This window comes from Candidatus Electrothrix sp. (assembly GCF_052785085.1).
Window position 1 is genome coordinate 1 of sequence record NZ_JALAAI010000057.1, and the last position, 22,883, is coordinate 22,883.

At 44.6% G+C, this 22,883-nt stretch carries 23 protein-coding genes and 1 pseudogene; 7 read left to right on the top strand and 17 right to left on the bottom strand.

Annotation, left to right across the window (positions count from 1 at the left end):
* The first annotated feature begins 229 nt into the window (after positions 1-229).
* On the top strand, positions 230-418 hold the full coding sequence (locus L2082_RS10505) for a hypothetical protein (protein WP_446008306.1): 189 nt from the start codon (positions 230-232) through the stop codon (positions 416-418).
* Between the two features lie 337 nt (positions 419-755).
* On the opposite strand, the gene L2082_RS10510 is transcribed toward L2082_RS10505, so the two are convergent.
* Together L2082_RS10510 and L2082_RS10515 are read right to left on the bottom strand one after the other, a co-directional pair.
* Complete coding sequence (locus L2082_RS10510; RefSeq protein ID WP_446008309.1) at positions 756-1,238, bottom strand: Uma2 family endonuclease; 483 nt, start codon at positions 1,236-1,238, stop codon at positions 756-758.
* A gap of 119 nt (positions 1,239-1,357) precedes the next feature.
* Complete coding sequence (locus tag L2082_RS10515; RefSeq protein WP_446011725.1) at positions 1,358-2,698, bottom strand: right-handed parallel beta-helix repeat-containing protein; 1,341 nt, start codon at positions 2,696-2,698, stop codon at positions 1,358-1,360.
* Positions 2,699-3,046: 348 nt separating this feature from the next.
* Between L2082_RS10515 and L2082_RS10520 the strand changes: the two genes are divergently transcribed.
* From L2082_RS10520 to L2082_RS10530, 3 genes are all read left to right on the top strand, one after another.
* Positions 3,047-4,396, top strand: coding sequence for a TAXI family TRAP transporter solute-binding subunit (locus L2082_RS10520; protein ID WP_446008304.1), 1,350 nt, complete (start codon positions 3,047-3,049; stop codon positions 4,394-4,396).
* 62 nt (positions 4,397-4,458) lie between these two features.
* A complete protein-coding gene (gene eno, locus L2082_RS10525) occupies positions 4,459-5,733 on the top strand; it encodes a phosphopyruvate hydratase (protein ID WP_446008303.1) in 1,275 nt (424 codons plus the stop codon).
* Positions 5,734-5,797: 64 nt separating this feature from the next.
* The gene (locus tag L2082_RS10530; RefSeq protein ID WP_446008302.1) at positions 5,798-6,499 is read left to right on the top strand and encodes a pirin family protein; all 702 of its coding nucleotides are present in this window, start codon (positions 5,798-5,800) and stop codon (positions 6,497-6,499) included.
* 523 nt (positions 6,500-7,022) lie between these two features.
* Here L2082_RS10530 and uvrC read toward each other — a convergent pair.
* The 6 genes from uvrC to dnaN all read right to left on the bottom strand — a co-directional run bounded on the left by uvrC (position 7,023) and on the right by dnaN (position 13,600).
* Positions 7,023-8,858: an excinuclease ABC subunit UvrC gene (gene uvrC / locus L2082_RS10535; protein WP_446008301.1), complete on the bottom strand. Its 1,836-nt coding sequence runs from the start codon at positions 8,856-8,858 to the stop codon at positions 7,023-7,025.
* A 123-nt stretch (positions 8,859-8,981) separates the two neighbouring features.
* Positions 8,982-10,328 carry a class II 3-deoxy-7-phosphoheptulonate synthase gene (locus L2082_RS10540; RefSeq protein ID WP_446008300.1) on the bottom strand — a complete coding sequence of 449 codons (1,347 nt, stop codon included), beginning with the start codon at positions 10,326-10,328 and terminating at the stop codon, positions 8,982-8,984.
* Positions 10,329-10,403: 75 nt separating this feature from the next.
* Positions 10,404-10,649, bottom strand: coding sequence for a hypothetical protein (locus L2082_RS10545; RefSeq protein ID WP_446008299.1), 246 nt, complete (start codon positions 10,647-10,649; stop codon positions 10,404-10,406).
* On the bottom strand, positions 10,615-10,908 hold the full coding sequence (locus L2082_RS10550) for a BrnT family toxin (RefSeq protein WP_446008308.1): 294 nt from the start codon (positions 10,906-10,908) through the stop codon (positions 10,615-10,617). Before L2082_RS10550 ends, L2082_RS10545 begins: the two co-directional genes overlap by 35 nt.
* Positions 10,909-11,099: 191 nt before the next feature.
* The gene (locus L2082_RS10555; RefSeq protein ID WP_446008298.1) at positions 11,100-11,996 is read right to left on the bottom strand and encodes a dihydropteroate synthase; all 897 of its coding nucleotides are present in this window, start codon (positions 11,994-11,996) and stop codon (positions 11,100-11,102) included.
* 473 nt (positions 11,997-12,469) lie between these two features.
* Positions 12,470-13,600: a DNA polymerase III subunit beta gene (gene dnaN / locus L2082_RS10560; protein ID WP_446008297.1), complete on the bottom strand. Its 1,131-nt coding sequence runs from the start codon at positions 13,598-13,600 to the stop codon at positions 12,470-12,472.
* A 56-nt stretch (positions 13,601-13,656) separates the two neighbouring features.
* On the opposite strand from dnaN, the gene cobO reads away from it, so the two are divergent.
* On the top strand, positions 13,657-14,370 hold the full coding sequence (gene cobO / locus L2082_RS10565) for a cob(I)yrinic acid a,c-diamide adenosyltransferase (RefSeq protein WP_446008296.1): 714 nt from the start codon (positions 13,657-13,659) through the stop codon (positions 14,368-14,370).
* A 9-nt stretch (positions 14,371-14,379) separates the two neighbouring features.
* Here cobO and L2082_RS10570 read toward each other — a convergent pair whose 3' ends face one another.
* Positions 14,380-14,760: a PilZ domain-containing protein gene (locus L2082_RS10570; RefSeq protein ID WP_446008295.1), complete on the bottom strand. Its 381-nt coding sequence runs from the start codon at positions 14,758-14,760 to the stop codon at positions 14,380-14,382.
* A gap of 512 nt (positions 14,761-15,272) precedes the next feature.
* Here L2082_RS10570 and L2082_RS10575 point away from each other — a divergent pair.
* Together L2082_RS10575 and L2082_RS10580 are read left to right on the top strand one after the other, a co-directional pair.
* Positions 15,273-16,715, top strand: coding sequence for an acetyl-CoA carboxylase biotin carboxylase subunit (locus L2082_RS10575; RefSeq protein WP_446008294.1), 1,443 nt, complete (start codon positions 15,273-15,275; stop codon positions 16,713-16,715).
* Positions 16,716-16,854: 139 nt separating this feature from the next.
* The gene (locus L2082_RS10580; protein WP_446008293.1) at positions 16,855-18,753 is read left to right on the top strand and encodes a biotin/lipoyl-containing protein; all 1,899 of its coding nucleotides are present in this window, start codon (positions 16,855-16,857) and stop codon (positions 18,751-18,753) included.
* Positions 18,754-18,926: 173 nt separating this feature from the next.
* Here L2082_RS10580 and L2082_RS10585 read toward each other — a convergent pair whose 3' ends face one another.
* From L2082_RS10585 to L2082_RS10620, 8 genes and pseudogenes are all read right to left on the bottom strand, one after another.
* Positions 18,927-20,333: a phytoene desaturase family protein gene (locus L2082_RS10585; RefSeq protein WP_446008292.1), complete on the bottom strand. Its 1,407-nt coding sequence runs from the start codon at positions 20,331-20,333 to the stop codon at positions 18,927-18,929.
* 63 nt (positions 20,334-20,396) lie between these two features.
* Positions 20,397-21,047, bottom strand: coding sequence for a hypothetical protein (locus L2082_RS10590; protein ID WP_446008291.1), 651 nt, complete (start codon positions 21,045-21,047; stop codon positions 20,397-20,399).
* Positions 21,048-21,168: 121 nt separating this feature from the next.
* Positions 21,169-21,306 carry a DUF2335 domain-containing protein gene (locus L2082_RS10595; protein ID WP_446008307.1) on the bottom strand — a complete coding sequence of 46 codons (138 nt, stop codon included), beginning with the start codon at positions 21,304-21,306 and terminating at the stop codon, positions 21,169-21,171.
* Positions 21,266-21,493: a hypothetical protein gene (locus L2082_RS10600; protein ID WP_446008310.1), complete on the bottom strand. Its 228-nt coding sequence runs from the start codon at positions 21,491-21,493 to the stop codon at positions 21,266-21,268. Before L2082_RS10600 ends, L2082_RS10595 begins: the two co-directional genes overlap by 41 nt.
* A 175-nt stretch (positions 21,494-21,668) precedes the next feature.
* On the bottom strand, positions 21,669-22,043 hold the full coding sequence (locus L2082_RS10605; protein WP_446008290.1) for a transcriptional regulator: 375 nt from the start codon (positions 22,041-22,043) through the stop codon (positions 21,669-21,671).
* Positions 22,040-22,342, bottom strand: a complete 303-nt coding sequence (locus L2082_RS10610; RefSeq protein WP_446008289.1) for a toxin-antitoxin system TumE family protein — start codon at positions 22,340-22,342, stop codon at positions 22,040-22,042. Before L2082_RS10610 ends, L2082_RS10605 begins: the two co-directional genes overlap by 4 nt.
* Before the next feature lie 117 nt (positions 22,343-22,459).
* Positions 22,460-22,624: a hypothetical protein gene (locus tag L2082_RS10615; RefSeq protein WP_446008288.1), complete on the bottom strand. Its 165-nt coding sequence runs from the start codon at positions 22,622-22,624 to the stop codon at positions 22,460-22,462.
* 37 nt (positions 22,625-22,661) lie between these two features.
* Positions 22,662-22,883, bottom strand: a pseudogene (locus tag L2082_RS10620) (IS66 family transposase); the annotation flags it as partial.

The following is a 22,883-nucleotide window of genomic DNA, read 5'->3' on the forward strand; positions in this document are numbered from 1 at the left end:
CAATTTTCTCCTGATAAAGTAATTCTAGAGAAAATATGATCATTTTATTCTGCTTTTCAAGTGGTTATTGTTGATTTTGTATCAAGAAGGTGTCGTTTTTGAGTAAATAAGATGGCACGGGGTACAGAACTGTGGTTCTCTCGTCAGGAAGGGGCGCATGTTGTTGTTAATCAATTTCCTCAAGTAGCCGATTTGCCACCGGCTGAAGTGATGGCTCGAGGATGGGAAAATGAGTAAGGCATCGCAAATTATTATTCTCTGCGAGGACAAAGCGCATGAGATGTTTGCAACTCGCTTTCTCAAAAAAGGATGGGGTGTGAATCCTCGTGCAATCCGGGTGGTGCCTTATCCAAGCGGAAAAGGATCAGGTGAAAACTTTGTGATGAAAAAACTCTCCAAAGAAGCCAAAGCATGGTAAGCTGCTTTGATACTTTCCTGAACTATATTGTATAGTTCTTTTTCCTCTCCCTTTCTTTCCTTTGCTTTGTTTCCAACATGAAATGTCCCATTCGATGTTTATAACGTGACGTTTGACATTTCAAATGCCGCACTTGAAGCTTTGAATGCCTCGTTGTACACTTCAAACGCCTCATTTGAAGCATCGAATGGCTCATTTTAAGCGTCAAACGTCACATTGTAAGCACAGAATGAAGCATTTTACGCTTGAAATATCTCGTTGAAAGCGTTGGGGATGTGGTGTTGCAGGTTGCTGATAAGGCGTTTTTTGCTGCTGCCTTTAATTGCAATACATGATATCACACCAAAACCCGACAGCCGCATTCCAGCTCAACAGTCACCGGAGAAACCTGCCGTACCGTATTATCCCTGCGAACATGCAGCACCAGCAGAGTGAGCGGATCAAAGACGATCACATCCCTGACACCCTGAGAGAGATAAAAAGGCGGGCCGATCTCCAGATCCTTAGCCTCAAAGCCTTTGCTCACCACCTCTATAACCGCTTCAGGAATCATGGTCAGGGCTGAGTCCTGCTCTTCCTCACTGGGTTCCTGACAGAAAATAGAAATGTCAGGTCGTTTCAATCCATTGGGAAACTGGATATAGACATCCACAGCGTGGACACAAGCGCATTCGGTGCGCTCTGCTTTTTCTATCCCCTGAACAATACGCTCCACATGCTTCTGATGGCGGTATACCGGTTGGCCTTCCCAGATCGGCAGACCATTGACGATCTCCAGGCGGATACCCAGCTCGCTGGCTTGGAGGAGGGTTGATGACAGGCTCATATATTAATCTCCGTGTATAACTGCCTTGTGTGTTGCCGTTCTGCGGTCACGTTGCAAGGTCATATTTTGCTGTTGAGGGATAAACATTTATACCATATGCCATACCGTACCTGCTATTTTTCAATAACCTCACTGTCTTTTATGACAAAATTCGGCCCGCGAGTGTTCATCATAATATTTTGCTTCATCTCATGAACCGTTGAACCAAAGACAAGAACAATACCGGGAGAGCCTGTGTTTGTTATCCGGTTCCGGTTCAGCTTCAGTACGGTGCTGCCGTTAACGGCTATCCCCACAGATCCGGTCCGATCAATAACGTTTTCCTCCACAATACTCACGCCCCTGTTCATTAAGCCGATCCCGACGGCCTGTTCTCTTGTCACAAGATTTTTAAGGATTCTGACCGGAAGCTCTGTTGAACCGGCAGCGTCATTTCCTATACCCGGTTTGTCCTTACCATTGCTGTAAACGACATTCCGCGCAATCAGGGGAGCAGTCGGCTTATCGATCAGATATCTGCCCTGATGCTCACCTTTTCCGGTCAGGATTCCGCCACCTGGGTTATCATGGACAATATTGCCCAGAATGTCGGGGGCTGCCCCGTGCTTAATGCCAATGCCCGGTGTGGGTATTCCGGTGAGTGCCGAATCATCGTTGGCAAAGATTTCATTGCCCAACACCCAGGGGGTGGAAAAATGATTACACCCGATACCTAAGCCAAAGTTATCACTTATAATATTATGATAGATCACAGCGGATGATCTGGTTTTGATATTATTCCAACGAAAATCCCGTGTATCCATAGGCTGTTTTTGATCCTTAAAATAGACGTGATTGCCGATTCCTGTGGAACCATTATTGCGGATGTAGCAATTCATGACCACGGCACTTGCCCCTCGCATGTTGATAGCATGGGCATGTCCGGGTTCGTGATGGTTTTGTCTGGGTAAATTTTGAATTGTGAACCCATCAATAATGGTTGTGGAGCCGAGTCCCTCTGTAAAGTCAAACATGCCGTGATGGGACGGAGATGATTTCGAGCCGTCAATAATAGTTCGCAAGGTTCTGCGGGGGAGTTGCAAGATGGCCTGTTCTACAGAAACAAGTTCATCACCATTATCGGATGCATCAGAAACAAGTTTCACGCCGTCTTTCATAACAAGCTGCTCGTAATAAATCCCTTGCTGAACAACCACGGAATCACCTGATGTCGCAGCATTAATGGCCGACTGGATGGTTTTGTATTCTTGGGGAACCAGCAGCCTCTTTCCCGTATCATGAAAATGCAGGTCAATACGGGTCAAAGCTTTTTCTGTTGCTGCCTGGAGATTTTCTTGAACAACCTGATCAAAATGATCCAAGGTAACGGGTTCTGTTCCCTGTGACCGACAGTCTGAATACGGAAGAAGGAAAAAAAGAGCACAGAAGAAGACGATGTATTTGTTTGTTATCATGGCAGGCAGTTATCTTAAATTATTTCTGTTTTTTATCTCACCAAGGTAAGGTGGCAGCAAAACAAGTGACCAGATACACTTGCAACTCTAGCAGGTTATACGATTGATAGCCACGGAAAAACTTTTTAACCTGTAATGAGTTTTAACCTAAGCCCTGTTGAAAGCGTTGAATATGGCGTATACGTTGCCAAAACATCTTGATTCCCCATCACTGCGTCCTCTGAAAACGGGTGGTGATATTGGTGTGTTAATTTTATTGACTTTTTCAATTTTACATGTCTTAATTTCAACTCGAAATCAGTGGCGTTGTTCATTGTGCAGGCATTCCGATGGAAAAGGAAGTGATTCATGCGTAGGCGAGAAAAAATACTTATCTCCTTTGTTGTTGTCATCATTACAGCCGGTTCAATCAGTATCTGGTTAACCATAACAAAAAAAGAGAGACTTCCTGATACAATCAGGATAGCAAGCGGTCCGAAAGGGGGAGAATACTATAAGCTCGGCGAGATTCTGGAAAAAAAACTCAGCCTCAAAACGAAAAAAAAGGTAAAAAATATAGAGAACAGAGAAACTGACGGAACATTGGAGAATTTAAAACTGCTTAAAAAAGGTGAGGTGGAAGTCGCCCTGCTTCAGTCGATAGTTTTCCCGGACCCAAACGATGAGCTGTCAAATAATGTGACTGTAATCGCACCGCTTTTCCTTGAACCGGCAGTTATTCTGGCTAAAAAAGAATCGGGTATTGATTCGATATATGATCTGGAAGACAGGCGAGTTTGTACAGGTCCGGAAGAATCTGGAATAATAATAACCTCAGATGATCTTCTGGAATTTTATGGACTCAATGTCAAAAAAGTACATGCTTTTTTTGATATTGGCCGCAGTCCTCATGACAAAAATAATTGTGATGCGGGCATTGCCGTTATGGGTCTACGTGGTCCAAGTTTGAGGAAAATGGGCGAAACAGGTGCTGTCAAGTTTCTGGAACTTCCTTATACACAAGCTTTGGCAAAATCCAAGGCGTTTCTTGCCGAATTCACACTCCCTGCAGGAGTATTTGCAAGGCACCCCTCGCCGCCGCTGCCCTGTAAGGATATTCAGACAGTTGCCTATACCGCTCTGCTTGCTGTTAGGCAGAACGCCTCTTCGGCACTTGTTAACAACATTCTTGATTCAATATACAGCACTAATATTCAAATAAATTTTCCAGATCTTCTTCCATTAAAAGAGGTGCGGGAATGGTCGGTTCTTCCGTTAAATCAGATTGCACAGGAGTATTATAATCCGTTACGCAGAATGGAAGCCTTTGCAAATCGTATGGAATCCTGCGCTGCAATCAAGGAGTTATTTTTTGCCTTTCTTGCCATCTCCTACTTTATTTGGCTGCGTTTTCATGAACTCAGAAAGAGAAGAGAAAGAATCCTGAATAGAGAGATAAAAGAAAAAGTAGACGGATTTTTGCAAGAGACTATAGCCCTTGATAAGAAACAGATGGAGTCTGACTCTCCTGAGGAATTACAAAGTATTATAGCACGAATTACGGAACTGAAGATCCATGTCCTTCGAGATCTGACAGATGAAAAATTACGTGCCGACCAAATGGTTATGATTTTCCTTACACAATGTCATAATATTATAGATAAAATTCAGACCAAGCTGTTAATTTTGCAACAGATCCACAAAACCGAAACATCATGATAAATACAGGTCTCATAATGGATTGAGATTATTTCTAACAATCTAACAATAAGGAGAACAGGATGACTCGACCGACTTTTTCTACAATCCAGGCAATGGAAATTCTTGACTCTCGCGGTTTTCCCACTGTGCGGGTTTTTGTTGAACTGAGCAATGGTATCAGGGCATCAGCCTCTGTTCCGTCTGGTGCCAGCACCGGAGAAAACGAGGCTGTTGAACTGCGTGACCAGGATCAGAATCGCTATTTTGGCAAAGGCGTATGTCAGGCTGTGACCAATGTTCACCAGCTCATCGCACCGGCCTTGCTTGGTATGGACCCCTTTGATCAGGCCTTGATTGATCAGCAAATGATTGCCATAGATGGGACCAAGAATAAATCAAAGCTGGGTGCCAATGCCATTCTTGGTGTTTCTATGGCAGTGGCCAAAGCAGCAGCTAAGGCCTCGCATCTTCCCTTGTACCGCTATCTCGGTGGAGCCGGAACGCGTCGCTTGCCGGTTCCCTGCATGAATATTGTTAACGGTGGTGCCCATGCCGATAATAGCGTCGATTTTCAGGAATTCATGGCCGTCCCTATCGGGGCCTCCAGCTTTTGTGAAGGCCTGCGTGCGGTTGCTGAGACGTTTCATGTACTGAAGAGCATTTTAAACCAGCGTGGTTTATCCACAGGCATTGGTGATGAAGGCGGTTTTGCCCCGAATTTCTCCAGCAATGAGGATGCCATTGAAACCATTATTCAGGCAATTGAGCAGGCAGGCTATAAGCCTGGAGAGGATATTTCGCTGGCCTTGGACAGTGCAGCTTCTTCCTTTGCCCTGAAAGAGAACGGCGAGTATGACCTGAACCGTTCCGGGGCTGGCAGGATGGATCGGGGCCAACTCATCAAGCTGGCAGGATCCTGGATTGACAAATATCCTATCATCTCCTGGGAGGATCCTCTGGCAGAGCATGACTGGGAAGGCTTTCAGCAATTCACGGCCCGATATGGAGACAAGATAGAGGTGGTGGGCGATGATATCTTTGTCACCAATACAGAGTACATTGCCAGGGGGATCAAGGAAGGATCAGCCAACTCGGTCTTGATTAAGCTCAACCAGATCGGCACAGTGACCGAAACTATTGAGGCCATCCGCATGTGCCGGGAAGCGGGTTGGCGTTATTTTCTTTCCCATCGCTCAGGGGAAACTGAGGACACCTTCCTGGCTGACTTCTCCGTGGCAATGGATGGCGGGCATCTCAAGAGTGGTTCGGCCAGTCGTAGTGAGCGCATTGCCAAGTACAACCGTCTGCTGGAGATTGAGCAGGAACTGGGAACCACGGCCATGTATTATTGGTAAGCCCAAATTTTACTATCAACCTTATCAGTCTGCTATCGGACATTGCAGAAAGGAGATATCTACGATGGAAATTATTAAAGCAGCAGATCGACATTTTACCGATTTCGGATGGTTAAAAACCTATTGGCTTTTTTCGTTCTCTGATTACCATGATCCCAATAACCTCCAACTCGGCGCGTTAAGGGTTTTTAATGATGATATCGTGGAACCCGGCAAAGGGTTTGCCACTCATCCCCATGAGGAGATGGAGATTATAACCATTGTCCTGAAAGGCGAGATAACCCATGAAGACAGTATGGGCAATAAAACGATTATCAAGGCAGGGGATGTACAGCGGATGTCCGCAGGAACAGGGCTAACCCACTCTGAATTTAATCTTGCCGAGAAAGAAGTCTTTTTTTATCAAATCTGGATATTACCGGATACGGCAGGGCTGGACCCGACCTATGCCCAAACGAATTATGATGCCAGCCAATGGCAGAATACCCTGCTGCCGGTTGCATCCGGTCAGGAACTCTCTGGAGCAGTTACTTTCCACACCGATGCCACCATCTATCGCTGTCAGCTGGATCTGGAAAAAAAAGTGGTCCATGAATGTGCTGAGGAACGCTGTGTCTTTCTCTACCTGACCGAGGGAAGTCTCTCTGTAAACGGTCAGATGATGTCGGCAAAGGATCAAATCCGGGTCCAAACACCAGAGCTGCTTGTTATCAAGGGACAGGAATTAGCTGATTTTATCCTAATTGATGTTCCGGCTCGTACATAATGAGGAGCAAAAAAGCTATTCTCTTTTCCTCATTTTCTTCACTTACTTCTCTCCTAATAACATACCAATGCGGGCCAAGACTGTATTACATGATAAAAACAATAATTACTATTATTGACCAAATATCCCTTGATTTCAATTCACGGAAAGAATATATTTCAAGTAATAATAATTACCGATAAGTACTATCTTGCAAAGTACCAAAGTAAACAAGGGGGAAAAATCTATGAAAAAATATATAATTGCATTAAGTTGCCTTATGGCTTTGTCGTTTATTGATCAAGCTCATGCTCAACAATTGGGAGCAAGAGCAGAATTTAGATGTGAATGGAGGGACATCACAGGTTTTCATACAAAGCTGATTGAAACCACTAAGAGCTATTGCAGCGAGTATGAGGCAGAGAAAGACTTGATCCGAGACGCGAGGTCTTATTGCTATAATAATCATTTAGGCAGGTTAAGTCATTTCAGATTGACCCATTTTTTTTATTACAGGTAATCTTGGGCTGGAGAAACAGGGAGTTCAGTCTCCCTGTTTACTTTCCTCTTTATGCAATTGCCCATATACAGACTCCGCAGTTTTCCTGCCAATCCCCGGCACAGTACTCAGCTCATCAACCGTTGCTTCCATGATCCTTTTATAACTGCCTAATTTTTTCAACAACAGGGTCTTTCGTTTATCCCCGATCCCTTCCAGCTTGTTAAGCCGTGAATGAAGCGTGGCTTTATTGCGCAGTTTACGGTGAAAGGTAATACCAAAGCGATGCGTTTCATCGCGAATCCGCATTAAATAGAGCAGGGCAGGGGAATGTGCTGGTAAGAGAATGGGGTTCTTTCTCCCCGGTCGAAAGAGCTTTTCCCCTTCTTCTTGCTTTTCCTTGGCAATGGATACCAGGTCAATCCTATTCAGAAGATCAAAACGGGCCAGCACATTGACAGCAATATTAAGCTGCCCCTTGCCACCATCAAGGAGCAGGAGATCGGGAAGATTATCCTTTTCCAAGCCGGTTTCCATCCTCCGTTCCAGGACTTCATTCATCATGGCATAATCATCCGGCTCATCTTTCAGACGAATCCGGTAATGACGGAAACGAGATTTTTCTGGTTCTCCATGCATAAAGCAAACCAAGGATCCCACAGGCTGTTTACCTGCCAGGTTAGATATATCAAGGCATTCAATGGTGTCAGGACGATGACGGAGTTTAAGGAATTTTTCCAAAGAACGAGCCAGGGTTTTCCAGGATTTTTCCTTTTTACTCTGCTCTGCAAAAATCTGTTGGGCATTATCATTGGCCATCTGCATCAACTGCATGCGCTTGCCTCGTTGAGGAACCCGCAAATCTATAGCCCCCTGACGAAGCTCACGAAGTCGTTCCACAACCAGTTCTCCATCTTCCGGCATAAGGGGAAGGAGCAGCTCACGGGGGGGTTGTCGCTGTTCAGAATAGTATTGAAAAATGGTTTCACGGAGAATGCGGTCATTCCCGCCCAACGGATCATTTATAAAAAAGGTCTGGGCTCCGCTGACCATACCAGCCCTGACAAAAAGGAGAGAGAGACCCACTGAGGCATTATGGCGGGCAAGACCAAATACGTCCTGGTCCATCTGATGTTCAGCAACCACGGTCTGGTGTTCCAGAGTTTTTCCCAACCCGTTCATCTGGTCCCGATACAGGGCTGCCTCCTCAAAGGCCAGCCGGTCAGCAGCGGACTGCATTTTTTTCTCCAACCGTTTTATCACCTTATTGCTTTTTCCTTCCAGAATCATCAGCACTTCGTCCACCATGGTCTGGTATTCCTCTTGATTCACCAAACCGGAGCAGGGAGCTAAACAACGTTTCATCTGATAATTCAGGCAGGGACGTTCCCGCTTACGCATTTTTTTACAGCGGCGTAAGGGAAAGAGGGAAAAGAGAAGATGAAGGGAGGCACGAAGAGCAGCACTTGAGGTATAAGGACCAAAATAGCGGTTGCCGTCTCTCAGCCGTCGTCGGGTAACATGGAGACGGGGCCATTGGTCTTTAACCGTTACTTTGATAAGAGGGTAATTTTTATCATCCCGAAGAATGACATTATAGCGAGGCCGGTGTTTTTTGATCAATGAGGCCTCAAGAATCAGAGCCTCTTTTTCTGTGGTAGTGAGGATGGTTTCCACGCACTGCACATGGGAGAGCATAACAGCGGTCTTGGAATGAACAGAGCCGGAATAATGGGCGTATTGAGCAAGTCGTTTACGGAGATCCCGAGCCTTACCCACATAGAGTACCTCTCGTTTTCCCAGCATCTGATACACGCCCGGACTATGGCTGACGGTTTTCAGGTAGTCATCTGACAGGGGAGGGGGGGAGGAATTTTCCATGATGTAACAAAGGACTGATCAAGAAGGTCTGCCCTGAATAACTTCCCTCCCCTTGGGGAAGGATAACAAAACATAAAAGTCCAAGTGAATTCAAGGCATCACTCGAACTTTTAAACGTACTGGTCAGGTTCTCATCATTTCAGCAATCTGAAAAGCCATTTCCAGTGACTGTTCTGCATTCAAACGAGGATCACAGGTAGTTAGGTAATTCTGTCCCAAATGCTCATCAGCCAATTGACGGGCACCACCAGTGCATTCTGTCACATCAGCACCAGTCAGTTCAAAATGTACACCGCCCGGAACAGTTCCTTCAGCCCAATGCAATTCAAAGAATTGACGCAGCTCTGAAAGAATATCGTCAAAACTCCGGGTTTTATGCCCGTTTTCTGTTTTGCGAATATTGGCATGCATGGGATCACAGCTCCAAAGCACATTCATGCCTTCTTTTTTTACTGCTCGCAACAAGGGAGGCAGGTGATTTTCAATATCTTTGGCACCAAAACGCATGATCAGTGTTATCCGGCCTGCTTCGTTTTCTGGGTTCAGTTTTTCGATGATAGAAAGAACATTATCAATATCATGCTTGGGTCCCACCTTCATTCCCAACGGGTTCAGAACACCCCGGAGAAACTCAATATGGGCGCCGTCAATCTGACGGGTTCGATCACCGATCCAGAGCATATGGCCGGAACAGTCATACCAACCGCCTTCCATGGAATCTTTACGGGTAAGAGCTTCTTCGTAGCCAAGGAAGAGGGCTTCATGGGAGGTATAAAATTCCACTTCTTTAAGTTGTGGAGTACTGGTATCAACGCCCACATTCTGCATAAACTGCATGGCCTGGTTAATTTGCTTGGCCAAGCGCTCATAGGAGCGGCCCATGGGTGATTTTTTAACAAACTCCTGATTCCATGCCTGAACCTTGTCCAAGGCGCCAAAACCACCACGGGTAAAAGCACGGAGCAAATTGAGACTGGCAGCAGACATATTATATCCCTGTAATAATCGCCTGGGATCAGGAATGCGTGCATCAGGGTCAGCATCTTCTGAATTACACATATCCCCCCGGTAACTGGGTAATTCAATACCATTGACCATCTCTGTATCACTGGAGCGGGGTTTGGCATATTGACCAGCAATTCGTCCTACCTTGATAACGGGTTTTTCACCGGCATAGGTTAGGGTAACTGCCATTTGGAGCAGTACCTTCAGGGTATCTCTGATATTAGGAGCTGTGCAGCGACAAAATTCTTCTGAGCAATCACCACCTTGTAGGAGAAAGGCCTCGCCCTGTACGGCCTGAGCCAATTTATTTTTGAGATCCCGTATTTCACCGGCAAAAACTAAGGGCGGCAAATCTGAGATTGTTTGGAGAATATCATGTAATGCGTTTTCATCTGGCCAGTTTGGCTGTTGCAAAACCGGAAAATTTTTCCAGGATGATTTGGTCCAATTACTTGCAGTTGTCATTTTTTCAGGAAAGTTGGTGTGCTGAATTAAGTTACGAGGTAACCGGCACACATTGTCGTGTGCAATTTTCATTTTCTACGACAAGGCCGCCCCTGCATCTTTGAAGGGAAGCCGTCTTAATTTAATCACCAAACGAAGAGCTTCGTTTACAGATGCTTCTGTAGGAAAAGCTTTCGCAACATCAGGGTCCAATAATACGGTGTTCGTTCCCTCAAGGTAACTGCTGACGTATTTTCCCTGCACTCCTTCTTTCAACAATTGAGAAAGATCATAATGCGAACGGAGTTCATCTCCCTTTTCGTCGTTTAATTTCGTTTTCATATGCCTTACGCTCTGATCGGTTTAATTCACGTGCACTTATGATACGGACACGACTTCCTCTGTCAGTATGCGCAACCATCAAGAGGCGTCCAGATTTTGACATTCCTATGGAAATAAATCGGTCTTCCTGATCAGAATGGTCAGGGTCATAAACGGTAATACCCAGTGAATCTCTAAAGACGGTGGCGGCTTCCGGGAAGCTCACTTGATGTTTTCTAACATTCGTCTCTGCTTTGTGCGGATCCCATTCAAATTCAATCATACTCAATTCTACTTTTTAATAGAATGACATGGTTCAGAGATATTTGTCAATTGATTTCTAAGGATATCTTAGTGCAAAGATATAACCGTTCCGAGAAAAAAACGCAACCTTTCGGAACGGCTATAAACTGTGGAGAAAAATACGAGGGATAACTCGGTATAAAAAAATATACCGGTATACCTAAAATTTTACAGGTCCAACCAGGATTCAGAAAAAATTGCCTGACCGGAAAGGCAACGGAAGGTTTTGTAATGCTCAAGAGCGGCACCTTCTAATGTGCCAGGATCCGGCATATCGCCATCCATCATACCATGAACTAGGTCAACCAGATCCTGACGTTCTCCTTTGCAGATAGCCATCAACTCTTCATCATAGGAGTTGACAATAGCAGTACTGATGCCGTACTTCATCAGCATGATCAGGTAGGTGCGATCCAGATATTTACGCAGATTTTCGGCCACACCGTTGGAGACATTGGATAAACCAACAGTGGACCCAGCTCCGGGTGCAATATCCGGCAACATCATCATGAACTCCAATCCAGAGGCAATCTGATCAGCTCCGAGAGTCATGGGCGTTCCAATAGGATCAAAGAGAATTTTTTCATTGGGAATACCAGCTTCGTTCATTGCCATCATCAGGTCAACAGCCATAGCAGCACGCTCGTTGGAGTCACGCGGCATTCCATCAGGTCCCCAAAGCAGGGCAATAACATTACATTGTGCCTCAGCAGCCACAGGAATAAGAACTTCCATCCGCTCTGGCTGAGCCGAGATGGAATTCATAATAGCACCTTGCTTGTTTTTTACAACATTGAAGCCCGCAGTCATGGCATCGGTATTGGTTGTATCCAGGCAGAGCGGGGTATCCACTGCCTCTTCCACTGTTTGTACCACCCAAGGCATCAGCTCAGTACCGTCTTTTCGTGCTGGCCCGATATTCAGGTCAAGATAGGAGCCTCCGGCATTTGTTTCTTCCTTTGCCATTTCCTGAATAGGTTCCTTAATGCGTTCTTTCATAGCAGAACCACTTCGGGTCCCCATGATATTAATGCTTTCGGCGATAGCTTTTACCGTTATAGCCATTTGCGTTCTCCTTTGATTAAATTAATTCGGAAAAGAGCGATTTTAATAATCTCATTTTTGTAATTCTATATGCACAAATATGTTCTTTCTATCTTTGTTGACTCGCATAAAGAGAAATTCTTGCTATAAGGAAGTACTGAAGAAGAGAGTCAGAACATACAAAGATGATAATTAATCGCATTTCAGGGTATTTGTCAATCAACATTTTTTTCAACACCCTTTTTCCATGGAAAACCAAAAAGAGTTTTTTGACGTTTATTTTGTTCACTGGCAAAAAAAATTCAGCACTAACTTCTTTCAGTTCTGAAAAAATTTCTTTTTTGTGAAAAAAAAGAGCTGTGGAAATTTAGTCCTGTTACCAGTAACAAAAAAAACGAGAAATAAACGACCCGCACCAAGGGACTTGGTATTCATAAAAAAATGTTTTCCTGTTACGCCGCAAGCAACAGGGTATTGGATCTGAATCTTCGCAATTATTTGATTTTCATCGGCATAATTATTCCAAGAAACCCTTCATCTTCTTCTGAAGTAATAAGGCAGGGACTTTCATTGGAACTGATAGATGCCTGGATATCTTCTCCCTCCATTACTTGAAGTGCATCCATAAAGTATCGGCAGTTAAAGCCTATAGACAGTTCTTCTCCGCTATACTCAATGGCGATTTCATCTCGTGCTGATCCAAAATCAGCATGTTCAGAGGTCAGCACCATTTGATTATTATTCAATTCAAACTTGATTGCATGGAATTCACCTTCGGTAAAAAGATTGATTCGTTTTAGGGCTTCAATAAATAATATCTTATTAATAATAATATTATACTCTTTCGAGATAAAATTGAGGATGTTTTCAAAATCAGGAAATTCTCCTTCCATGAGCCTGATCACAAGTAAGGCATCATCACTCTTTAAGACAATCTTCTTGTGCTCTACCCCTAACAGAAAAGTATCCTGCTCTTCTCCAAATTTTCGGATCTGTTGTATTCCTCGCCGTGGAATCAAAATAAATTTTTCAAAGTTTAGTAAGGGGGATCCCTGTACCTCTCTCTGCATGATACTGAGTCGGTGACCATCTGAAGTGACCATTCTATAGATAGTTTTTTCATTTTCGATCAGCTGTTGGAAAAGTGCGGCATTAAGTGTGTACACATTTTCTTTGTTTGTTGCGATAGAAAATATTGTTTTATCAATAAGGTTACAGATAACTTCTCCTTCTGCTTCCACCAGGTCCTCTTCGTTATACTGTTCAAACTCTGGAAACTCTTCTGTCATCATTCCGGCAAGCCTATAGGTACTGCTGCCAGAAGTAATATTGATCCATTTTTTTTCACCTTCTTTAAAGTTTAAGGTGGGAGATCCTGATTCACGGGATAATTCAAAAAGTTTTTTTGAAGGGATTGTCAAACTACCTGTTTCAAAGACCTCAGCTGGTACTGTCTGTTTGAGACTTATCTCTAAATCTGTTGCTGTGAAAATAATCTCATTGTTTTTCACCTCCATGAGCAAATTTGTCAAGATAGCAAGTGTGCCTTTTTTGTTTGTGATCTGTTGTTGTGCACCGATTGCTTTGAGAAGATCTTCTCTGGCTATGTTGAAGTGGAACGGCATAATAATTACTCCTTCTTTATATATAAAAACTTATTATTAGTATTAAGGCTGTCAGTTTGTGGAAAAAGAATCTATTTATTTATTTTTTTGAAATAAATTTGTTCATAAAATTCGTTTACTCTCTGCGAACAGATTGTGTATATATGATATTTTATTGTTATCAACAATGTTTTAAGATGATTGTCAACAACTTGCTAACAAGTTTTTCAACATTTTTTCAACAGAAGGATTTAAAAGGGGGAATTATGCATAAAAAAGGACTGATTCTGATATTTACAGGCCATGGAAAAGGAAAAACCACCGCAGCCCTTGGAATGAGTATTAGGGCTGCAGGCCATGGCTTGAAGACCTGTTTTATTCAGTTTATTAAGGGGAGTTGGAAATATGGTGAAATGGAAGCATTGGCCCGTTTTCATGAGGAGATTGATTTTCATGTAACAGGAAGAGGATTTACTTGGAAATCAGAAGACGTTAAAAAAGATACAGCAGCAGCGCGAAAGGCTTGGGAAAAGGCAAAAAAGGTTATTCGTTCAGGTGATTATCACACTGTTGTTCTTGATGAATTTACTTATTTATTGCGTTATGGAATGATTGATACGGCAGAGGTTATAGAGGTGCTTCGGGAAAAACCTGCTGACCTTCATGTCTGTATCACGGGTCGTGATGCAGTTGAAGAACTTATTGAACTTGCTGATCTGGTCACTGAAATGCACCCGATTAAGCATCCTTATCAACAGGGGATCAAGGCGCAAAAGGGGATAGAGTTTTGAGTCCTTGCTTCAAAGAATTTTCCAGGGATAAAAAGGTGGATGCGCCCCATTGGGTTCTTCGCACCAATGAGCATTCTTTGTATATAAGAGTGCTTCTTGAAGGAAAAGAAAGCTGGACGGTTCCATGGAGGTAAATTGCAAGGCAAGTCCATCTTTGTCCTGTCTCACCACGGAACAGACCGCCTTAATATGCAGGTTTGGGTCAGTTTCTGAGAGAGATAATTTTATATCACAGATATCACCTGCCTGTTGTTTAAAACACCCTTGAATATATACTCCACCAAGACTAAGGTTTGTTGCGGAACATTCATATTTATTTTTACCGAAATTAAGGGCGATAGGGCGAGGTAATTTAATGCGGGTAAATTGACGTCTGTTGTTATGCTGCATAGTTTTACCACCTGTAAGGAAGTACGGAGTGCCCAACTGGAAGAATGGTAGTCAGAAAAAAGTCAATTTTAAAGATAGTATCTATCTCTTAATTGTACACGATATATAAAGAAACTTCCATATTATGTGGCAATTGGGATTTATTATCAGCGAAACTGTATTTCGCTCTTTTGGGCCGAAACAACAGGATGTAAATCTGATCAAAGAACGTAAAGATACTCCCTGATACCCTCATATAAATAACGGAAGAAGGAAATTTTTCCAACTCACATTTATTTTTCAGTGAGAGAAAATTCCAGAAGAGCCTTTTGAAACCCAACCTGTTGTTACAATAGTATTTAAACAAGATACCCTTGTGCTTCAAAGAGCTTTCACTTGCCTAATAGAAGAATTTCTGTTATTATTATAAACTTCCCTCATATTTTTTTTCATAAAAATACGATTGCAGTACACAACTTTATTCGACTTGATCTGCCATCACATTAATCAAAAATCTTAGAAAGGCTGAACCTGTGAAGACAAAAATACTTGTTGCCAACCGGGGGGAAATAGCTATTCGGATTATCCGAGCTATTCAGGAATTAAATTATGAAGCTATTGCTATTTATGAAACGCCTGATAACGACTCTAAACATATACGAATTGCTGATGAAGCCATCTGGCTTGGCCACGGTCCGCGCTGTGATTATCTGAATATTGATAAAGTCATTAATGCGGCTCTAAAGAGCGGTGCCGTGGCTATTCACCCAGGCTATGGGTTTCTGGCAGAAAATGCCGATTTTGCCCGAGCATGTGAAGAGGCTGGTATAATTTTTATTGGCCCGTCTTCGGACGCTATTGATAAATTGGGCAATAAAGTCATGGCACGAACCATTATGGCTGATGCCGGTATTCCTATGGTGCCAGGCACACAGAATCTGAAAGCTGGCGAAGAAGGGCTTGAAGAGGCGCGGGAATTCGGCAAAAAATACGGTTACCCGATCATGCTGAAAGCAACCTCTGGGGGAGGTGGACGAGGTATCCGGCGGGTTGAGAATGAAAAAGAGCTGGAGGAGCAATACGGCATTGCCCGGACTGAGGCCCAGGCTGCTTTTAACGATGACTCTGTTTACCTGGAAAAGGTAGTGGTCAACCCTAAGCATATTGAGGTTCAGATCATTGCTGATAAAACCGGACATACTGTTCACCTTGGCACCCGGGATTGCTCCATTCAGCGCCGTAACCAAAAGCTTGTTGAAATCGCCCCGGCATTTCAGCTCACCCCTGAGCAGCAGGAAGACATCAGCCAGACTGCTGTCCAGGCTGCTAAAGCTGCTAACTACTTCAATGCAGGCACGGTGGAGTTCCTCTTTGATAAGGATGGCAGTTATTATTTCATGGAGATCAATACCCGCCTTCAGGTGGAGCACACTGTCTCTGAAATGATCACTGGTATTGATATTGTTCGGACCCAGATCAAACTGGCCCTGGGCAAAGAGCTGCTCTTTAGCCAGGATGATGTTTTGTTGCGCGGTCATGCTGTGGAGTTGCGCATCAATGCTGAAGATCCTAAAAACAACTTTATGCCTGAAGGCGGCAAGACTGTTCGGGTGTATCGCTCACCAGGTGGCTATGGTGTTCGTCTGGATGGTTTCTGCTATCAAGGCTTCACCATTCCCCAGGTTTACGATTCCTTGCTGGTTAAACTGACCGTATTTGGTTGGTCCTGGTCTGAGACTGTGGATCGTCTCAGACGTTGTTTGAACAACTTTGTTATCACTGGTCCGAAAACGACCATTCCCTTTTTTCTCCGTTTACTGCAAGAGCCTGATTTTCAGGAAGGCAATTTTGATACCTCTTTTTTGGATACCCATGATGGCCTGCTGGATTATGAAGAGGATAGTAGTGAAGTCAACAAGTTGGCCCGCCTGATTGCTGAGATTCATCAAAAAGGTGAAAATACCTATGCAGCGTAAGGGATTTCCTGAAAAAGAGGATACTGCGTAGGGGCGAACCTATTGTTCGCCCTTTCATAGCGGGCAGACACATAGATCTTGCCACTACAGGCCTGAAGGCATACCGGATAATCAACGAATATTTTACGGATACAGAGTTATGACACGAATTACCCAGGATATGGAGACAGCGGCAGTGCTTAAGGCAGTGCGTGAGGCTGATGGCTACTATATTACCAATACGGCTCGGGATATGTCCCAGTCAGATTATAAAAACCGCATTCTGCTGCACACCGATCTGATGGCAGCCAAGGCCAGGGAAGCAGCTGGATATTTTTCTTTGGAAATAACCGGTGGGGCTTCGGTGCATGTGGACATCCTCCGTAAGCAGGTGGACCCTTTTCTCAAGCTGGAATTGCTGCGCGAGGCCATGCCCAACACCATGTTTCAGACCCTCTGTCGTGGTGTCAACCTGTTTGGCTATCGTCCCTACCCCCAGAATGTGATCCGTTTTACTGTTAAAGAATTTGCCAAATATGTTGATGTTTGGCGGACCTTTGACTTCATGAATCATATTCCTAATATGCAGGCTGTTTTTGAGGAAGTTGCCAAGGCGGGCAAGATCAATGAGCCTTGCATCTGTTTTTCCACAGGCCCTGAACATACCAATGAATATTACGTGAAAAAGGTTCAGGATATCCTTGATGTTACTGGTGAGGAAATTACCCTGTGTATCAAGAATCATGGTGGACTGGGAACCCCGCGCCGTATTGGTGAGCTGGTGGATGCCATTAAGCAGGCCTACCCGGATATTATTATCCATTACCACGGTCATAATACTGATGGAAACGATGTAGGCCGTATTGTTGAGGCTGTCATAAACGGGGCCAAGATCGTTGATGCCTCTGATCATGCCTTTACCGGTTTCTACGGCCCTCCTCCCATCCTGACCGTTATCCAGACCCTGAAAGATCTTGGTAAGACCGCTGTGGGTATTGATGAGGAGGCTGTGATTGCATCCTCTGATGTTATCCGGGACGAACGTCAGCATTATGCGCAATTTGAATCCCAGATCAAAGGCTTTCAGCCCACAGTCCAGATCCATAAGCTGCCTGGTGGTGCTATGGGTTCCAGCCTGGAACAGGCCGTGAAAGGTGGTTTCCTGGATAAGATGCCGGACATCCTTCACAAAGAACTCCCCAAAGTACAAAAGGAATTGGGCAATTACTGGAGCGTGACCCCTGGTTCCCAGATCCTTTGGACCACAGCTGTTTCTAATGTCCAGAATGGTCGTTATGAATCTCCGTCCGGGGATCTGAAGAATCTCCTGCTGGGCAAGTACGGCCCTTTTCCTTTTTATCAGCCTGCTGACTGGATTTATGAGAAGGTTTTTGGTGAAAACTGGAAAACTATTCTTGAAGAAGAAGGCGGTATTGATGATATTGAGGATATGGATATTGAGCAGGAACGTGAAACCCTGGCTGAACGATTAGGCTCTGAGCCTACAGAGCAGCAGCTGGTTACCTATCTCCAGCATCCGAATGATGCGGTTAACTTTTTTAAATTTGAAGAAAAATTTGGTAAGTCCTATGTCCTGCCTCCCTCTATCTTCCTCCGTCAGGGCGGTTTTGATCTGGGCGAGAGTATTAGCTTCCGGGATCATTCCGGCAAAGAGCATATGTTGGAAGTTGGCCCTGTGCAGAAGAACGATGATGGAGAGACCAATGTGTATCTGAACGTGGATCATCACGAACGGGTCTATGTCTTTGAACCAGAGCTTGTGGAAGGCACCCAGGCCGTGGTGAGTCTGTCCAAGGAGGAAATTGAGGAGCTGGCTACTGCCGGTGATATTCGGGCTCCTTTTGGCGGTAATGTCAGCGCGATTAATGTCAAGGAAGGGCAAGAGATTGCTGAGGGTGAGCAGGTCATGGTCCTTGAAGCCATGAAGATGCAGACCCCGGTTATTTCTGAAGTAGCTGGTGTTGTGAAGAGTATCAGCGCCAAGGTCGGAGATGCCCTTAAGCTTGGTGATAAGCTGGTGAAAATCGAAGTCAGCTAAGACTCATCAAGATCTTTCTTACAGAGCACGAGAGCAGGATACCCTTTACCTCCTCTGGATATCCTGCTTTTCACACCTTCATCAGTTTATTTTTCCAGATTATTGTTCATAACCTTCACGCCATCCTGTGGCGTATAGGGCATGAGCTGTAAAAGGAATATGAGGAAAATGGTTCATCCTCGCACATAGGCATCCACATCATTAGCCACAATCACCCCGTAGTTGATGGCCCCCAGCCAGCCACTCATGATAATGCCCACTGAGCCTACATGGAACAGGCCACCGACTTCTTTAAAGATGGTGCGGGAGATATCCAGGCCCTCAAACTTGGTGCCAAAGGAGGTGCCTCTGGTATGCAGGGTGTAGCGGTTAAAGGTTTTGGGAGTGGCTGAAGAGATGGTATCCACCTTGGCCCGGATGCCCGGAAGGTATCGCTCCAGATCAATCAGGCAACGCTCTACCATTGCCTCTTTTTCCTGAGTATAGGTCTGCTTATCAAGCCCTGCCCAATCATCGTAATTACCGTTCATTGAGGCCACCACTGTGTAATCTGGTTTATCCGGGCGGGTCTTGGGGTAATAGACGGAAAAGGTGCGACTCTGCGTATCTATACGACGCATTTCTTCGGAAGAGAATTCTTCAGCTGTCGAGGTAAAGAGCAAATCACCCACGTCAGGAATGGACTCACCCTTGCGGATACCAAAATAAACCTGACAGGATGAGTTATTCACCATCACCTTGTCAAAGCGGGACAGGAAATCATTGCTAAAGGCTTCCCGGCCAGCCAGGTTATCAATGGTATTGGTGATGCCGGAGTTGGACACCACAGCCTTGGCTGTAATTTCCCGATCCCCAACAAGCACACCCCTGGTTTTGCCCTGATCAACCAGAATCCGATCAACCTTGGCACCGGTGCAAATGGTGACCCCATTTTTTTTCAGGTCATCGGCCATCATCCCGATAAGTTTGTCTGTGCCGCCTTCAAAGGTAAACACGCCTTTGCTCATGAAATTGGAAAACACAATCCCATAAGTAATGGCTGGTTCATCCAGAGTTGAGCCGTTGGCATAGGTGATGGGTTCCATAAGCAGACGATGAACATCAGATCGACCTGGAAAAAACTGCTCAAACAGCTCACGGGTGGTCATACCCTGATCATCATAAAAATTCATGGCCCGGACTGTGTTGAAAAAATCATCTACAGTGGCCCGGTCAACCTTGAAATCCTCATGCAGGATACGGGTGAAATCATCTTTGGAAAAAGTGGTAGTCAACGAGAACTGGGGATTGTCAAAGGCAATATTTTTCAGCTGGACAATGGACTCTTTGATCTCCTTAGACCAGTATTTCTTGCAGGTCTTAACCATGCCGTGGGGGAAGCCATGCAGGGATACATCAAAGGTATGCCCGCCTCGCTTAAACCATGTTGCCAGTCCACCTAGCTGAAGATGGTGCTCCAGCAGAAGGACAGTATGGCCGGATTTGGCAAGACGTTTGGCACAGGTCAGCCCGCCAAGACCGGAGCCGATAACAATAACATCATAGGTGTTCTCAACCTTGTCAAGAGGTGTAAAGGACATATCAATAAACTCTTTCCATGTTAACAAGTTATCCGGATCAATTCGTCCGGGACCGTATCCGCATTAATCAATAATCGGCAGGTCTGTTCCGCCCTGTGAAGAAAATCGGATCTTTTTCATCTCTTTTTGAAAGCAATCAGGACAATAGCCGTGTGAGCAGTCAACATTCCAGTTATTTTTAAAATAAGACTCAACCCGCATCCAGGCTTTTTTGTCACCCTGCATTTTTCCGCATACCGGGCAGATAAAGATCATATTATACAATTCAGCGATTTCGCTGATGTCTTCAATGACCAGCAAGGCACGGGGGGCATTGTGAAAGGAAAATGGTGAAACCGTGATCAATGTGTAAATTTCAACCTGATGCCCTTGTTGTATTATGTGTATGCGGGTCCGCTGTCGTACAACCCGTTTGCCCTGCAAGGCCTGCTTCACAGAATTCCTGAGAAGACAATCTGAGCATTGAGCTGATCCTCCGCAGCCCTTTGCTGTTTGTTGCGCATGAATACATTTTATGACCTCTCCGGCACGCTGTTGGAGAATGGTGTTTCGTGTAGAGGTTATGAGTGCCTTGGCTGCTGCATTATATTCCTGAATCCGTACATCCTGATCAACCACAAAAATTATAGAGGGTAGAGCGTCAAAGATTTCTCTGAGCATGTACTGTTCGTTCATGGCGATAAATAGCGGTGCAGAAAAAAAGCAAAGCGACACTTTCCGCTCCTTTCCGTTTCCACTGAATAATATATTTTATATGGTAAGGTGGGACAGACCGCTTTCACAGGTGAGTCTTTCAGTGGCAAAATTCCGCTGGTTCCTAATTGCGGCCTGTCGCCTATTGTCCATAGGCTTTTACGTTGTTATTTTCAACAGATTTTGTTTGAAGTTCATGCCGATGAGACTGCTGCGCCTCTGTTATGGAAATGATCCGATCAGCAAAGCCTTCCTGCACGGCGTCGTATTCCCTCAACATGGCGGGGAGGCGGTATCGGGCCGGAGAACATAGTTTGAGAGGCTGCTTGCACCAGGCCTGTTTCCTGGTGAATTCTGTTTTCAAGTTCTCCAACAAGTATCTTATCTGGAATTTCTTTCAGAACCTCTTGCAGTTCCGAATATTCTTTGTTCGGTGAAACTTTCTGATGCTGATTAGTTCTGCTCATCGCCTCTATTGGTGTTAAGAATTTGACCGGCCAGCACAAATGTCAAATCTTCGCCGACCGCATTCCAGTCCGACTGAAGAGCCTCAACATCCGAACGGGTCGGCAGGTAATGCTGGTTGTCGTGTGAATTGAGGAGAGAAGTGGATAATGGCTGAGAGCAACGACCGCCATGAATTTATATTTCCGCCTTGAATTCAATTTTTTCGTTACCATACGTCGATTCGATCACCTTATGTATCCCGTGACCGGGGTTTGGCTCTTTAAATATTTTAACCAATTGATATCTGGATAAAATTTTCAGATCGTTATTGAGGCTGACAGGTGTTCTGCGCATTTCAGCCATTAATTCTGAAAAAACAACTCGCTGCTTTTTACGTAAGTATTTAACTATTCGTGTTCTCTCCGGTTTCAGAATCGCCATTAAATCGTGCGGCTCCACCCATACGATGTTTTTTGGGGTTATCTTCTTTCCTTCATCAATTTCTTTGGCTGTTTCTTTAGCGGAAGCAAACAAATCATTGAGAGAACCGGTTTTTAATTCTACACTCATTTTATGAACTCTTTCATTTCCCGCTCGAATCGTTCCACCAGTTCCTGATAACTGACGAAGTCATCGACTTCGGATATTTCACCGCAATAGTGCCTATGGTGAAAGTTGTGCGCATTATCGTAGCCAAGCACTCGGCCATTGTCACCTGAGAACACAAAAGGGTTAATATACGCCATGCTGTACTTGACAATTTCTCCCTTGTGATTTTCCCATGCTTCAATCTTAATAATTCCGCCGCCTCGTTTGCGGTTTATCGGGAATGTTTCTGAAACGACTTTGTTAAAGACCTCTCTGACCATATAAGCATATTAGCAGATGCAAAATATATTGTAAATCTGTTTTATCTTATTACGGTTACCGTGCCCTATTATCAGCGGTGATGATATTCCAGGGCCAATTGTGTCCCTATTTACTGCTCAATTTTTTTTACCTTTTGCCGATTCAGCATCCTTTTTTCTGCCGGTAATAAAAATATAAGCAAGGCTGGTCAGTGTGGCTCCGGCGAGTACACTTCCCGAGACCTCTCTGCCACTGTCAATCAGATAGAGAGAACCTGCAATGATCAGCGTTGACAGAAACAACGCATAATTCGTAACCGTTCAGATCCCTCTCATTTTTTTACGCAGCAAGAGGCAGAGGAGGCACATCCAGCCCCTGGCGCCGAGCCGTGATAACCTCAGCGAGATATTTCCACGGACAGGCGTTGCGCTTCTTACACGTATCAATCACGCTCGCAAGTATGGCGAACACATGACTGCCTTGGCCATTACGGGTACCGTGGCTTAATTTGCGCGCAATAACCCAATGACGTAGTGCTTGCTCCGCCTCATTATTGGTCAG